The sequence below is a fragment of the Rickettsia endosymbiont of Gonocerus acuteangulatus genome (assembly GCF_964026435.1).
In the GTDB taxonomy this organism is placed as follows: domain Bacteria; phylum Pseudomonadota; class Alphaproteobacteria; order Rickettsiales; family Rickettsiaceae; genus Rickettsia.
This window is the reverse complement of sequence record NZ_OZ032147.1, coordinates 1548275-1561427: the sequence shown is the minus strand read 5'-3', so window position 1 is coordinate 1561427 and position 13153 is coordinate 1548275. Positions and strand designations below refer to the sequence as shown.

Sequence of the window (13153 nt, the reverse complement as noted above, 5' to 3'; positions counted from 1 at the left end):
TACGCTATGAGTAAAAAAGTGATAAATTATTGTAAAAATAATTAAACATGTCAAAGAGGATAAAGTTGCAAGCAATACCAATTAATAGGACAGATTATTGTCAATTTTTAATAGTTAGCCAAAAGAATTATAGTTTAACCTACTACGCTGAACATGCAAAGAAATGTAGTCATGATGTTATTAATAGATTTTTAAGGAATGAAAAATATACACCTTCTTTGTTATGGGAACACATCAAGAATGATGTTATTTTTTCATCTAATGGATATACAATATTTGATGATACGGTTTTAAATAAAAGGAATACGAAGCAAATAGAAATTGCAAGATCGTAGTACAGTGGAGCTACAGGTAGAGTTACTAAAGGTATAGGAGTAGTGAGTCTGGTATATTATAACCCTGATATTAATAAGTTTTGGGTAATAGATTATCGAATTTTTGCACCTGATCATGATGGAGCAACAAAACTAGAACACCTATTAAACATGTTAAATAATGCTGTTTATAGCAAGAAGATTCCTTTTCAAACAGTACTTTTTGACACATGGTATTCTACACACAAAATTATGCAACATGTTGACTCTCTGGGGAAATATTATTATGCCCCTATTAAAGCCAATAGAAACGTTAGTAAAACACACGATTCTAAACCTTATAAAGCTGTAAAAGAGTTGACATTTTCAGATGAAGAGATCAGGCATGGAGTAGAGATTCATATAAAAGGCTTTGCTAAAAATAAGCATGTTAATTTGTTTAAATTTACTGTTTCTACCAACAGAGTTGAGTATGTTGTTACCAATAACAAAACTCACAAATCTTCTAAAGCTGCACAAGATGAGTGTGGCTTTCGATGGGTAATTGAGAGCATGCACAGAGAAATTAAGCAACTTACTGGGATAGAACGTTGTCAATGCAGGAAACAGCGTATTCAACGTAATCATATTAGTTGGGCATTTTTAGTTTGGGCATTTCTCAAAAGGACTGCAAATACAATCGGTAAAACGGTTTACCAAATAAAGTTAGGGCTTTTAGATGACTATATGCAACAACAGCTGCGTTCTCCATCTTTACGATATTTAGAACCAAACATAGCGTAAGTTTTGACCACTAAGAATGATCCAACAAAAGCAGAAATATTTAAAATCATAGTTAATGATTATAGAGTTTGTGGCGACGAAGAATATAGATTGGGTTTAGAATTTAAGGTAAGATTTGATATTGTAAAACCTACCGAATCAGGTAAAGAGATATTTTATAAGCAGCCAGAATTAACCTTAGGCAATAATAAAAAAATACTTGAAGTCGAATTAACAAATCCATTTTCTGAATTAGAACAAGTATTAAAAACCTTAGGGGGAGTAGAAAGCAACACAGGCATCAATAATCTAGAATAATTATTTAGTCTTTTGTAATATAACTTTTCTTGCTTAATTAGAAAAGTTATGTTATGTTAATTTATTCAAAAATAATGAAATAATTTAGGGTAAATGTTTGTTAAGCTATTGATTTTCACAATTCCTTATATCTTCTTTTCATCAATAGCTATTGCTGATCCTGAAATAGCTGAGTCTTTAAAATGTTCTAAACTTTTCCCTTATTTTGAAAAAAAATTTAATATCCCGTCTAATACACTTCATTCAATTGCTTTAAAGGAATCAGGTAAAAAACATAAAACTTGTAACCTTAGAGTAGTATGGCCTTGGACTGTTAATGTTGAGGGTAAAGGCTATCACTTTAATACTAAAAGAGAGGCAGTAAATTTTGTAAGAAAAGAAATTATAAGGGGGCGTGAAAGCATCGACGTTGGATGTATGCAGATTAATTTAAGACATCATTTAGGAGCTTTTAACTCTCTTGATCAGGCATTTGAGCCGAATAATAATGTTCGTTATGGTGCAGAATTTCTACGTTCAAAATATGATCAGCTTAAAAATTGGCATAAAGCTATAGCACATTATCACTCCGCTACTCATTCTTTGGGTTTTAAATATAAACAGGATGTAGTGAAAATAGCAAGTAATATGGCACTTTATAAAGCTTCATTGCATGGTTACTTAAATAATAGTGAGGATATTTTAGTAGATAAGGCTGTAGTCAGTAATAATAAAGTTCAGAAAAAGCCATTTTTTACTAGTAATAAAAGATATAAAAGTAGTATTATGGTCCCGATCCCAGTTAAAATTAACTAAATTTATGAATATTAAATCAATAATATGTTTTGTAATATTAGTAAGTGCAGTAAAAATTAATGCCGATTTTAACGATATTCAAGTTACAGAAACTACTCAAGATATAGTAATAGAGCAAGAAACTATAAAATTGCCCTGGAGTGATTGCACCGAAATACATAAATTATTTGAAAGAAAATTTTCTTTTTCAGAAAAACAGGTTAAAAAAGAAAATAGAATTTATGAAGAATATAGAAAATTTTATTTAGATCATAATAATCCTAGCAATTTTTCTATGCAATTTAGTGAAAGAAAAACTGATGCTCAGAGAGTAGAGACATTAATTTCAGGTTTTTTAAAATTTTGTGAAGACAATTTTCAAACTAGTAATATTAAGCCTAATTCCTTAAGCTATCAAATTAAAAAACAACAAGAACAGTTGTTTAATAATATAAGAAGTGAAAATTATAAAATATATTATAAACAAAGATATTATAATAATGCCGTGTTACCCTCACATAATAATTAATTACTCATTAATACTTGCATTTTGTATTTATTAATTTATTTTAATAAACTCAATATAATAGGTAGGTATTATGTTTAGAAAATTTATATTAGTAGCATTATTATGTGTAAATAGTTATAAAACTTTAGCAGAAGATAAGAAATCAGAGAGCGTACCAACTAAAATTTTGATAAATATTTCTGAAAATTATAATTGTAGTGATAGCGATTTAGTAGAAAAGCGAAAACAGTACATAAAAGAGAAGAAATTAAAGCCTATTTATTCAGAATATTTTAAACAAGGTAGTGGATATTTAATATCAAATAAAGAAATTAGTTTATTTCAATTTGATCCTGAAAGGTCAAAAGAAATTTTGAGCGAAAATCCAAGTATAAGAATGCAAAAAAACTTTTAGAAGATATGCAGTTGAGCCTTCCAAAACAAAGCATTAAGAATAAGGAAAAGTTTTTAAAAGATATGCAGTTAAGACATCTGAATCCAAATATCATAAGAAATCAAGAAAATTTTTTACAGAATAATAGAAAAATTATTTAATAGGCAAACCGAATTATATGAATTGAGATAACTATATCTTTAACAGAATAAAGCTAAAAAATTACCATAATAATATATAGTAGTTAGGATTAAAAGTAAAAATTATAAACTAAAGATATTATAATAATACCGTATTACTTTCACATGGTAAATAATTAATACTTGCATTTCATGCCTATTAATTTATTTTAATAAGTTTGATATAATGGATATATAATAGGTAGGTGTTATGTTTAGAAAATTTATATTGGTAATATTATTATGCTTAAATAGTTATAAAGTTTTAGCAGAAGATAAGAAATTAGAAGAAATATCAAATAAAATTGTGATAAATATTTCTGAAAATTATGATTACAGTGACTCGTTAGTAAAAAATAAAAAACAATCTACAGAAAAGAAAAAATTACAAATTTCATTACCTGATGATCAGATTCAAATTAAAGGTAGTAGGGATAATTTTGAAATAGTAGAAAGAATTAGGGGTGATGATATTCATACTGCAAGAAAGAGAAAGTGTGTTCAGGATCTCATAAATGGTGATACACACGATGTCATTAATTGGATGGTAGAAGATAAAACAATTTTAGAAAAGAAAATAAAAGAAAAATATAAGATAAATTGAAAGAGTTATATATTCAATAGAGTAAATATAAAAAATAACCGCAATAATGCAGTAGTTGGGATTAATAACAGCTTATTTATAAAGCAGGCAGCAAATGATCTAATTGATCGTTTGAAAATGATCGATAAAAATTTTTCTAATATTTTAGAAATATCAGCTAAATGTGGTTATCTGACTAAATTATTAAAAGTTATCTATAAGAATGCTAAAATTACTGCAACTGATATGTCTGAGACGTTGCTTGATTCATTCGAGCATAATAATAAGTTATGTATTGATGAGGAGCACTTAGAATTTTCAGAAAATTCATTTGATTTAATAGTTTATTCCTTAGGCTTACACTCCATAAATGACGTACAGCGTTTTTTGTTTAATATAAGAAAGTTCCTAAAAAATGATGGTGTTTTTGTCGGTAATTTTATTGGAGGTAGCAGCCTTCAAAATTTGCGTAAATCTTTAATAGAACTCGAGATAGAAAGTAGCTCTCAACATTCTCCTCATATCTTGCCGTTTATTAATTTCGATCACGTTCCAATCTTATTATCACAAGCAGCCTTCAATGAAGTAATTGTTGATTACGAAAATATAGAGCTGAAATTTGATAATCCATTAGAGTTAATGAGAGAAATAAAAAATATAGGCGAGTCCAATTCTTTAATTCTGCGTCAAAATTATGCTATTTCTAAAAAAATGTATTCTTTGCTACAAAATCATAAAAATGGCTTTGAAGATAACATTACCTTAATTAGTTTTATTGCTTCACCTAGTAAAAATAGTATAAGATTAAAGTTGTTATAAAAACTAGAATACTGTATTTTTAGGATTTAAGATGGGTTTGTTATTGTGAGCCAAGTGTTATGTTTTTAGAACATTTGGTGTCATCCCCGCATAGGCGGGGATGACATATGAAGGTCACCTATACCTAAAAAAAATATAACATTTTTTTAAAAATGTCCGGTACTATAGGACAAACCACGGGATGACATACAGTTATTGGTAATATTTATAAGGTATATATGCAAGAATTTGATTTAGTAGTAATAGGAAGCGGTCCTGCTGGTTATACTGGTAGTATAAGAGCCGCACAACTTGGTATGAAAGTAGCGTGCATTGAAAAAAATGATACACTTGGTGGTACATGTCTAAATATAGGGTGTATACCTTCTAAAGCACTGCTTAATTCTTCTGAAAAATATGAAGAAGCTTTAAAGCATTTTGAGAATATTGGTATTAATGCGGAAGTGAAGCTAGATTTACAAAAAATGCTCGCTAATAAAGATAAAGTGGTTTCAGACCTTACAAAAGGTATAGAGGGTTTATTTACTAAGAACAAAATTACTAGAATAAAAGGTGAAGCTAAAATTATATCTAATAATATTATTGAAGTAGGTGGTGAGCAGATTTCAGCTAAAAATATCCTAATTGCTACCGGTTCCAGTGTAATAGAAATACCTAATATTAAAATAGACGAGGAGTTTATAGTTTCCTCGACCGGTGCTTTAAAGCTTTCAAAAGTGCCTGAAAATTTAATAGTAGTGGGTGGAGGTTATATCGGCTTAGAACTTGGCTCGGTTTGGAGGCGTCTAGGTTCTAAAGTAACAATAGTAGAATATGCTGATAGTATTGTACCAATGCTTGATAAAGAAGTCGCTAGCCAATTTATGAAGCTTCAGCTGAAACAAGGGATAGAGTTTAAGCTAAAGACTAAAGTACTGTCTGCGGAAGTAAAATCCGGTAAAGTTAACCTTACAATCGAAGAGGGTGGTAAAAGCTCTATAATAACTTCGGATGTAGTACTTATGGCAGTAGGCAGAAAAGCCTATACGCAAAATCTAGGTCTTGAAGCCGTCGGCATTGCTACAGATAAACAAGGTAGAATCGAGATTAACGAGCATTTCCAAACTGTTGTACCAAATATTTATGCAGTCGGTGATGCTGTAAAAGGTGCTATGCTTGCACACAAGGCTGAAGAAGAGGCAATAGCTGCCGCCGAAATTATGGCAGGGCAGGCTGGTCATGTAAATTATAACCTTATCCCAAGCGTAATATATACTTCCCCTGAAGTAGCAAGTGTTGGTGAAACTGAAGAGCAATTAAAGGAAAGAGGTGTTAGCTACAAAGTGGGTAAATTCCCATTCTTAGCCAATAGTAGAGCAAGGGCAGTAGGTAGAACTGAAGGGATGGTGAAGATTCTTGCCGATAGTAAAACAGATAAGGTGCTAGGAGCTCATATTATTGGGGCTGATGCAGGAACTTTAATCGCCGAGCTTACGGCTTATATGGAATTTGGTGCAGCTGCAGAAGATATAGCAAGAACTTGCCACGCCCATCCAACTTTAAGCGAGGCAATCAGAGAAGCAGCTCTTGGGGTGGATAAAAGAACTATAAATATTTAATTGTCATCTAGTTGCTTGTGGCTCCAATGTCATTCCCGCTTAAGGCTTGCCCTGTGTGGATACCAAATCGTCATTGCGAGCAAGCGAAGCGAGTGCGGTAATCCAGGAAAAATAATAAAAAATGCTATAAATTAGCGTTTTTTAGCTGGATTGCGTACGTACAATTACTTCGTAAATTCCTCGCAATGACGGAAAAACCGATCCACGCAACAAAGTCGAATAAATCACGGGATGATAGGAAAAACTGAATATATTTAAAAAATATGAAAATAATAAAAAAATTATCAATTATTATTTTGCTCTCATTAAGAGCAAGTTTTAAAGTATTTGCTGAGCCTGACAATAATATTGGGCAAGTTTTTTTATATGTAGATCAAAAAAATTGGTCACAGGCAGAGCAGTTAGCTAAGGAGTTAAATAACAAAGCTTTAACAAAAATTGTTGTTTCGCAAAGATTTTTAGATAGCGATTATCCAAGTAATAGTTTTGAGCAGGTAATTAAGTTTTTGTGCGATAATCCAAATTGGCCTCAAGGTAAGCTATTAGAAGAAAAAGCAGAAAGATACTTAAATAGCAATACAAATAAAAAAACAATTTTTGAATGGTTTAGTAAGCATCCGCCTCTTACTAGTAAAGGTTATAAATATTATGCGTTAGCTGCAAGTAGCTTAATTAATGATCAAAAAATATTATTACCTATTATTAAAGATGCTTGGATATATGCAGATTTTAGCCCTGAAGAAGAAAGTGCATATTATAGCAGATGGAAGAAATATTTAACCACAAATGATCATTTAGAACGAATAGAAGAACATCTTTGGAAGTCTGATATTAGATCAGCTGAGCAATCACTAAAATATGTAGATCGTAATTATCACAACTCCTTTAGAACCCAAATTGCTATTATAAATAAATCGCCAAATGCTGAAAAGCTTTTCAGAAAAGTCCCTGAAAAATATTATACTTCTGGTCTGTTATATCGTTATTTAGATTCTAAGAAAAAGCAAAAACCAACTGGTGAAATTATTACTTTATTTAAGAAAGCAAAGAATAATCGTAAGCATTTTGCTAAATGGTGTCGCTTGCAGCTCTACTATGCTCGTGAGTTTATCGATTATAAAGATTTTGCTAATAGCTATAAAATAGCATCATTGCCTTTTGCTACCTGTCCTGAAACGATAAGAGAGCAGGAGTGGATGGCTGGATGGTTGTCGTTAAGCTTTTTAAAGAAACCTGATCAGGCATTAGCACATTTTAATAAATTTATCAAAATTGTTAAAACTCCGATTAGTTTAGCACGTGGGTATTATTGGTTAGGACGAAGTTATGAAGCAAAAGGTAATAAACAAACTGCTAAACAGTTTTACGAACAGGCTGCTAAATACTCTTTTACCTTTTATGGTCAGGTAGCAAATATTGAGTTAAATAAAACTAATTTAGTATTGCCTCCTGTACCTATAGTTAGCAATGAAGAAAGAAAAACTATTAAGAATAAAGATATTATTAAAGCAATAAGATTATTAGTTAAATATAATAAAAATAAATTAGCTGTTATATATTCTAAAGCTGCTATTAAAGAGACTAAAAACCCTGCTGAAATTTTAGTAATCACAAATATTATTAAATCAACTAATAATGCTAACTATATGGTTGATGTTGCAAAAATTGCTGCTCAAAATAATATTTTCATTCCAAATTGTGCTTTCCCAACTCCTTATAATCTAACAGGGCTTCCTATTGATCCTAATTTAGCTTATGGGATTATTAGGCAAGAATCTGTTTTTGATCATAAAGCGGTAAGTAGTGCAAATGCTATGGGTTTAATGCAACTTATTGAAAAAACTGCTTGTGAAACCGCTAAATCTATAAGTCTTAAATGTAGTGTAGCAGATTTAACTAGGAATCCTGCATATAATATTAAACTTGGTACTCATCATTTTAAACAATTACTGGGTGATCATCGTGGATCTTATATTTTATCGATTGCCTCTTATAATGCTGGCAGTCACAATGTTGCAAAATGGATAGATAGATTTGGTGATCCAAGGAATATCAAGGATATGAGAAAAGTCATCGACTGGATGGAACTTATACCTTACCGAGAAACAAGAGATTATGTTCAAAGAGTTCTTGAGAATATTCAAATTTATTGCACGATTTTAAATAAAAATAATACATTCAAGTTTAAACAGGATTTACACGCTTGTGATATACTAAAAAGTTAGTTTATGTTAATGTTTTGTTTTGACATATTATAAAATATAGGTATGATGCGGATATATAATTAGTAAATTAAGGAAAAGTTATGCCAAATGATTTACAAGGATTACTCAAACATTTAGAAAATGATTTTAGAAGTTTTCGTATTAACTCAAGTCCTGAAGTACAAAAATATAAAGCCATACTTGATAAATTAGGCATTCCATACGATGAGACGCATGCACATATTTCAGTGCCGCATTATGCTGGAGGGTATGAAAATTTTCAATGGCGTTGGGTTACAACTACTACATCTAAACATAAAAGCAAAATTGATATATTTGATAAAATAGTTAGTGCTTTAGAAGTTAAAAATGACGATGTTAAATATGAAAGCATGGTAGCTAAATTTGATGAAGATACTAAAAAAGCACTTGATGCTACTGTTAAAAATATTACCTCAGATAAAGACGAATTAAAAGACGATACAAAATCCGAAGTTTATAATCCATTGCAAGAAGAGATATTATCAAATCTTAAATCTGATTTAAAAGCGGGTTTAACTGATAAAGAAACAGCTTTTGAATATATTAATTCTTTTGGTGATGAAAGCTTAACAAATCGTTGGATGGATATAGTTGAAGAACTAGAAGTACCTCTAGTTGGGTAAGATAAAAAAACTAATTAACAATAAAAATTAACGGAGGAAGTTATGGGAAAAAAAGCGGATTCTTAGGAAAATTAAAAAGAGAAACACAAAGAGTTGTAAAGCAAGTAGAAACAGAAGTAAAAAAAACCTCTAATGATCATGATAATAATGTGCACAATATTAAGGAAATGCTTAGTAGTTTAGGTATTAATCATGAAAATAGAGAAACTTTTGACATTGGGATGCCACATCCTTTAAATCCTCTTAATGAACAAGAGCCAATTAAATATAGATGGATAGCAAGCACATCTAATTCAGGTGGTGATAATCAAGAAAAGGGCGAACAAGCTATAGTTAGTGTTAAAGGCTTTAGTAGAAGCAAAACGCAGTAGTGATGCAAATAATGTAACAAATGAATTTATAGACCATTTTTCAAAATTAAATCTTAGTGGCGTAGTATCATTTATGAATACTGCAACCAAGTTAGCAAAACTTACGCTATGAGTAAAAAAGTGATAAATTATTGTAAAAATAATTAAACATGTCAAAGAGGATAAAGTTGCAAGCAATACCAATTAATAGGACAGATTATTGTCAATTTTTAATAGTTAGCCAAAAGAATTATAGTTTAACCTACTACGCTGAACATGCAAAGAAATGTAGTCATGATGTTATTAATAGATTTTTAAGGAATGAAAAATATACACCTTCTTTGTTATGGGAACACATCAAGAATGATGTTATTTTTTCATCTAATGGATATACAATATTTGATGATACGGTTTTAAATAAAAGGAATACGAAGCAAATAGAAATTGCAAGATCGCAGTACAGTGGAGCTACAGGTAGAGTTACTAAAGGTATAGGAGTAGTGAGTCTGGTATATTATAACCCTGATATTAATAAGTTTTGGGTAATAGATTATCGAATTTTTGCACCTGATCATGATGGAGCAACAAAACTAGAACACCTATTAAACATGTTAAATAATGCTGTTTATAGCAAGAAGATTCCTTTTCAAACAGTACTTTTTGACACATGGTATTCTACACACAAAATTATGCAACATGTTGACTCTCTGGGGAAATATTATTATGCCCCTATTAAAGCCAATAGAAACGTTAGTAAAACACACGATTCTAAACCTTATAAAGCTGTAAAAGAGTTGACATTTTCAGATGAAGAGATCAGGCATGGAGTAGAGATTCATATAAAAGGCTTTGCTAAAAATAAGCATGTTAATTTGTTTAAATTTACTGTTTCTACCAACAGAGTTGAGTATGTTGTTACCAATAACAAAACTCAAAAATCTTCTAAAGCTGCACAAGATGAGTGTGGCTTTCGATGGGTAATTGAGAGCATGCACAGAGAAATTAAGCAACTTACTGGGATAGAACGTTGTCAATGCAGGAAACAGCGTATTCAACGTAATCATATTAGTTGGGCATTTTTAGTTTGGGCATTTCTCAAAAGGACTGCAAATACAATCGGTAAAACGGTTTACCAAATAAAGTTAGGGCTTTTAGATGACTATATGCAACAACAGCTGCGTTCTCCATCTTTACGATATTTAGAACCAAACATAGCGTAAGTTTTGTTAGGTATTTATATGTATGGAAGTGTTGTTCCAGCTCTTAATGCGTTACCCGAGGGATGTTATCCTGCAAAATTGAATGATGTTACAACTGAAGCATTATTTACAAAATATAATATAACATATTCCCAATTTTTTGGTCAAGAATTGCTCCTAATACTGATTTAATTAATGAAATAAATAGTTTTTACGAGCAAGAAAATTTTACTACAAATCAAGCCGCATTAGTAGCAAAAGTTTTTCGTGAAGGATTACATTGTAAATTACTAAATGATGTAACAGATGAATTTAAAAATGATTTTCCAAAGTTAGACCTCAATGGTGTAGCTACACTTATGCATATTTTAAAAGCAAAAGAGGAAAATATAGACGGTGCTATTGCTTGTTCTCTTTCAACAAATTATCCTGCAACATGGGAAAATACTCCTACAAAAGATTTCCTTGCAAAGTATAATATAACGAATCCATATCGCGAAGATAAAATAGAACAAGAAGAGATTACAAAATTAGATCAAAAACTAACACTTATTAATGGTAAAGAAGTTGAATTTAAAAAATTCTTAGAGCTACTATATAAAGAAAATACCAAAACTTACGCTATGAGTAAAAAAGTGATAAATTATTGTAAAAATAATTAAACATGTCAAAGAGGATAAAGTTGCAAGCAATACCAATTAATAGGACAGATTATTGTCAATTTTTAATAGTTAGCCAAAAGAATTATAGTTTAACCTACTACGCTGAACATGCAAAGAATATGTAGTCATGATGTTATTAATAGATTTTTAAGGAATGAAAAATATACACCTTCTTTGTTATGGGAACACATCAAGAATGATGTTATTTTTTCATCTAATGGATATACAATATTTGATGATACGGTTTTAAATAAAAGGAATACGAAGCAAATAGAAATTGCAAGATCGCAGTACAGTGGAGCTACAGGTAGAGTTACTAAAGGTATAGTGAGTAGTGAGTCTGGTATATTATAACCCTGATATTAATAAGTTTTGGGTAATAGATTATCGAATTTTTGCACCTGATCATGATGGAGCAACAAAACTAGAACACCTATTAAACATGTTAAATAATGCTGTTTATAGCAAGAAGATTCCTTTTCAAACAGTACTTTTTGACACATGGTATTCTACACACAAAATTATGCAACATGTTGACTCTCTGGGGAAATATTATTATGCCCCTATTAAAGCCAATAGAAACGTTAGTAAAACACACGATTCTAAACCTTATAAAGCTGTAAAAGAGTTGACATTTTCAGATGAAGAGATCAGGCATGGAGTAGAGATTTATATAAAAGGCTTTGCTAAAAATAAGCATGTTAATTTGTTTAAATTTACTGTTTCTACCAACAGAGTTGAGTATGTTGTTACCAATAACAAAACTCACAAATCTTCTAAAGCTGCACAAGATGAGTGTGGCTTTCGATGGGTAATTGAGAGCATGCAGAAATTAAGCAACTTACTGGGATAGAACGTTGTCAATGCAGGAAACAGCGTATTCAACGTAATCATATTAGTTGGGCATTTTTAGTTTGGGCATTTCTCAAAAGGACTGCAAATACAATCGGTAAAACGGTTTACCAAATAAAGTTAGGGCTTTTAGATGACTATATGCAACAACAGCTGCGTTCTCCATCTTTACGATATTTAGAACCAAACATAGCGTAAGTTTTGTCTATTAACTCATCATTGTAAACCTTACGTAAAGAAATAATACCTCTAGCACAACGTTGCCAATCATTTACTCGTGTTTGTTGTAATAACTCTAATAATAAACTGCAATTATTGCCTATCTGCTGCATTTGTTGTTGATAATGTTCGCTATATTCTATAAAACCTGGGCATAGACGTTTATATTTGGCATAATGAGACGGATTAGTGGTAAATATTCCTTTGCCATCTGTTCTAACGTGCCTTGCTATTAAATCATTTTGTATAGAAAATATTTGAACAAGTTTTGGTGATAATTGTACCAGTACCTCACTGTATATATATTTTGCCGGTACGGAATAATAATTATTATCTATGGTGATATGACAATCTTTTGCTACTTTTCGATTATGCCACGATGACAAATCAAACGTTTCTAATGGTAAAGGCATTAAATTATTACTTTCTTCTTGCTCAAATAGTTCCTGAGGAATTTTTTTAGTAGTACCATGTATTCGGTTATTTGCTTTATTTAACCAGTTGGCAAGATCGTGTATTAATTCTTCATATCTATGAAATTTACGTCCAGCAAAAAAATTATTTTTGACATACTTTATGCCTGATTCTACTTTGCCTTTTTCTTGAGGCTGATATACACAACAAGGAGAAAGTAAAATTCCATAATGATCAGCTAAACGTTTGTATTCCTTCTGATATATAGCATAAGTCATTAAGGTACTGACAGAGCGAGAGTATCATGTTATAGTAAGCAAATATTAACAAGCATGTAAA

The 13153-nt window shown here is 30.7% G+C and carries 18 protein-coding genes; 17 read left to right on the top strand and 1 reads right to left on the bottom strand.

Annotated features, from left to right (window positions below):
• Positions 1-47 precede the first annotated feature (47 nt).
• From AAGD55_RS09685 to AAGD55_RS09605, 17 genes are all read left to right on the top strand, one after another.
• Positions 48-335 carry a hypothetical protein gene (locus AAGD55_RS09685; protein ID WP_341791313.1) on the top strand — a complete coding sequence of 96 codons (288 nt, stop codon included), beginning with the start codon at positions 48-50 and terminating at the stop codon, positions 333-335.
• Between the two features lie 42 nt (positions 336-377).
• The gene (locus tag AAGD55_RS09680; protein WP_341791312.1) at positions 378-1097 is read left to right on the top strand and encodes a transposase; all 720 of its coding nucleotides are present in this window, start codon (positions 378-380) and stop codon (positions 1095-1097) included.
• Positions 1098-1100: 3 nt separating this feature from the next.
• On the top strand, positions 1101-1394 hold the full coding sequence (locus AAGD55_RS09675; protein WP_341791311.1) for a hypothetical protein: 294 nt from the start codon (positions 1101-1103) through the stop codon (positions 1392-1394).
• A 93-nt stretch (positions 1395-1487) separates the two neighbouring features.
• Positions 1488-2189 carry a lytic transglycosylase domain-containing protein gene (locus AAGD55_RS09670; RefSeq protein WP_341791310.1) on the top strand — a complete coding sequence of 234 codons (702 nt, stop codon included), beginning with the start codon at positions 1488-1490 and terminating at the stop codon, positions 2187-2189.
• 4 nt (positions 2190-2193) lie between these two features.
• A complete protein-coding gene (locus AAGD55_RS09665; protein WP_341791309.1) occupies positions 2194-2697 on the top strand; it encodes a DUF2532 domain-containing protein in 504 nt (167 codons plus the stop codon).
• Between the two features lie 70 nt (positions 2698-2767).
• Positions 2768-3091: a hypothetical protein gene (locus AAGD55_RS09660; RefSeq protein ID WP_341791308.1), complete on the top strand. Its 324-nt coding sequence runs from the start codon at positions 2768-2770 to the stop codon at positions 3089-3091.
• A gap of 369 nt (positions 3092-3460) precedes the next feature.
• Entirely contained in the window at positions 3461-3853 is a 393-nt protein-coding gene (locus AAGD55_RS09655; protein ID WP_341791307.1) for a hypothetical protein, read from the top strand.
• 60 nt (positions 3854-3913) lie between these two features.
• Complete coding sequence (locus AAGD55_RS09650; RefSeq protein WP_341792581.1) at positions 3914-4651, top strand: methyltransferase domain-containing protein; 738 nt, start codon at positions 3914-3916, stop codon at positions 4649-4651.
• Between the two features lie 218 nt (positions 4652-4869).
• Positions 4870-6249, top strand: coding sequence for a dihydrolipoyl dehydrogenase (gene lpdA, locus AAGD55_RS09645; RefSeq protein WP_341791306.1), 1380 nt, complete (start codon positions 4870-4872; stop codon positions 6247-6249).
• 263 nt (positions 6250-6512) lie between these two features.
• Positions 6513-8474, top strand: a complete 1962-nt coding sequence (locus AAGD55_RS09640; RefSeq protein WP_341791305.1) for a transglycosylase SLT domain-containing protein — start codon at positions 6513-6515, stop codon at positions 8472-8474.
• Positions 8475-8554: 80 nt separating this feature from the next.
• The gene (locus AAGD55_RS09635; RefSeq protein ID WP_341791304.1) at positions 8555-9118 is read left to right on the top strand and encodes a hypothetical protein; all 564 of its coding nucleotides are present in this window, start codon (positions 8555-8557) and stop codon (positions 9116-9118) included.
• 149 nt (positions 9119-9267) lie between these two features.
• Positions 9268-9489: a hypothetical protein gene (locus tag AAGD55_RS09630; protein ID WP_341791303.1), complete on the top strand. Its 222-nt coding sequence runs from the start codon at positions 9268-9270 to the stop codon at positions 9487-9489.
• A gap of 149 nt (positions 9490-9638) precedes the next feature.
• Positions 9639-10688, top strand: a complete 1050-nt coding sequence (locus tag AAGD55_RS09625) for a transposase (RefSeq protein WP_341791302.1) — start codon at positions 9639-9641, stop codon at positions 10686-10688.
• Between the two features lie 338 nt (positions 10689-11026).
• Positions 11027-11329 carry a hypothetical protein gene (locus tag AAGD55_RS09620; protein ID WP_341791301.1) on the top strand — a complete coding sequence of 101 codons (303 nt, stop codon included), beginning with the start codon at positions 11027-11029 and terminating at the stop codon, positions 11327-11329.
• A 2-nt stretch (positions 11330-11331) separates the two neighbouring features.
• Positions 11332-11454, top strand: coding sequence for a hypothetical protein (locus AAGD55_RS09615; protein WP_341791168.1), 123 nt, complete (start codon positions 11332-11334; stop codon positions 11452-11454).
• A complete protein-coding gene (locus tag AAGD55_RS09610; protein ID WP_341791300.1) occupies positions 11438-11683 on the top strand; it encodes a hypothetical protein in 246 nt (81 codons plus the stop codon). The genes AAGD55_RS09615 and AAGD55_RS09610 overlap by 17 nt, the downstream gene beginning before the upstream one ends.
• The gene (locus tag AAGD55_RS09605) at positions 11664-12182 is read left to right on the top strand and encodes a hypothetical protein (RefSeq protein ID WP_341791299.1); all 519 of its coding nucleotides are present in this window, start codon (positions 11664-11666) and stop codon (positions 12180-12182) included. The genes AAGD55_RS09610 and AAGD55_RS09605 overlap by 20 nt, the downstream gene beginning before the upstream one ends.
• A 136-nt stretch (positions 12183-12318) precedes the next feature.
• Here AAGD55_RS09605 and AAGD55_RS09600 read toward each other — a convergent pair whose 3' ends face one another.
• Positions 12319-13092: a Mu transposase domain-containing protein gene (locus AAGD55_RS09600; RefSeq protein ID WP_341791298.1), complete on the bottom strand. Its 774-nt coding sequence runs from the start codon at positions 13090-13092 to the stop codon at positions 12319-12321.
• Between the last annotated feature and the right edge of the window lie 61 nt (positions 13093-13153).

What these genes read in the sequence shown, in the direction of transcription:
- lpdA (WP_341791306.1), top strand. Translation starts at nt 4,870, where the DNA reads ATGCAAGAATTTGATTTAGTAGTAATAGGAAGCGGTCCTGCTGGTTAT.
- AAGD55_RS09600 (WP_341791298.1), bottom strand. Translation starts at nt 13,092, where the DNA reads ATGACTTATGCTATATATCAGAAGGAATACAAACGTTTAGCTGATCAT.
- AAGD55_RS09615 (WP_341791168.1), top strand. Translation starts at nt 11,332, where the DNA reads ATGTCAAAGAGGATAAAGTTGCAAGCAATACCAATTAATAGGACAGAT.
- AAGD55_RS09670 (WP_341791310.1), top strand. Translation starts at nt 1,488, where the DNA reads ATGTTTGTTAAGCTATTGATTTTCACAATTCCTTATATCTTCTTTTCA.
- AAGD55_RS09685 (WP_341791313.1), top strand. Translation starts at nt 48, where the DNA reads ATGTCAAAGAGGATAAAGTTGCAAGCAATACCAATTAATAGGACAGAT.
- AAGD55_RS09665 (WP_341791309.1), top strand. Translation starts at nt 2,194, where the DNA reads ATGAATATTAAATCAATAATATGTTTTGTAATATTAGTAAGTGCAGTA.
- AAGD55_RS09625 (WP_341791302.1), top strand. Translation starts at nt 9,639, where the DNA reads ATGTCAAAGAGGATAAAGTTGCAAGCAATACCAATTAATAGGACAGAT.
- AAGD55_RS09640 (WP_341791305.1), top strand. Translation starts at nt 6,513, where the DNA reads ATGAAAATAATAAAAAAATTATCAATTATTATTTTGCTCTCATTAAGA.
- AAGD55_RS09660 (WP_341791308.1), top strand. Translation starts at nt 2,768, where the DNA reads ATGTTTAGAAAATTTATATTAGTAGCATTATTATGTGTAAATAGTTAT.
- AAGD55_RS09635 (WP_341791304.1), top strand. Translation starts at nt 8,555, where the DNA reads ATGCCAAATGATTTACAAGGATTACTCAAACATTTAGAAAATGATTTT.
- AAGD55_RS09655 (WP_341791307.1), top strand. Translation starts at nt 3,461, where the DNA reads ATGTTTAGAAAATTTATATTGGTAATATTATTATGCTTAAATAGTTAT.
- AAGD55_RS09620 (WP_341791301.1), top strand. Translation starts at nt 11,027, where the DNA reads ATGCATATTTTAAAAGCAAAAGAGGAAAATATAGACGGTGCTATTGCT.
- AAGD55_RS09610 (WP_341791300.1), top strand. Translation starts at nt 11,438, where the DNA reads ATGCAAAGAATATGTAGTCATGATGTTATTAATAGATTTTTAAGGAAT.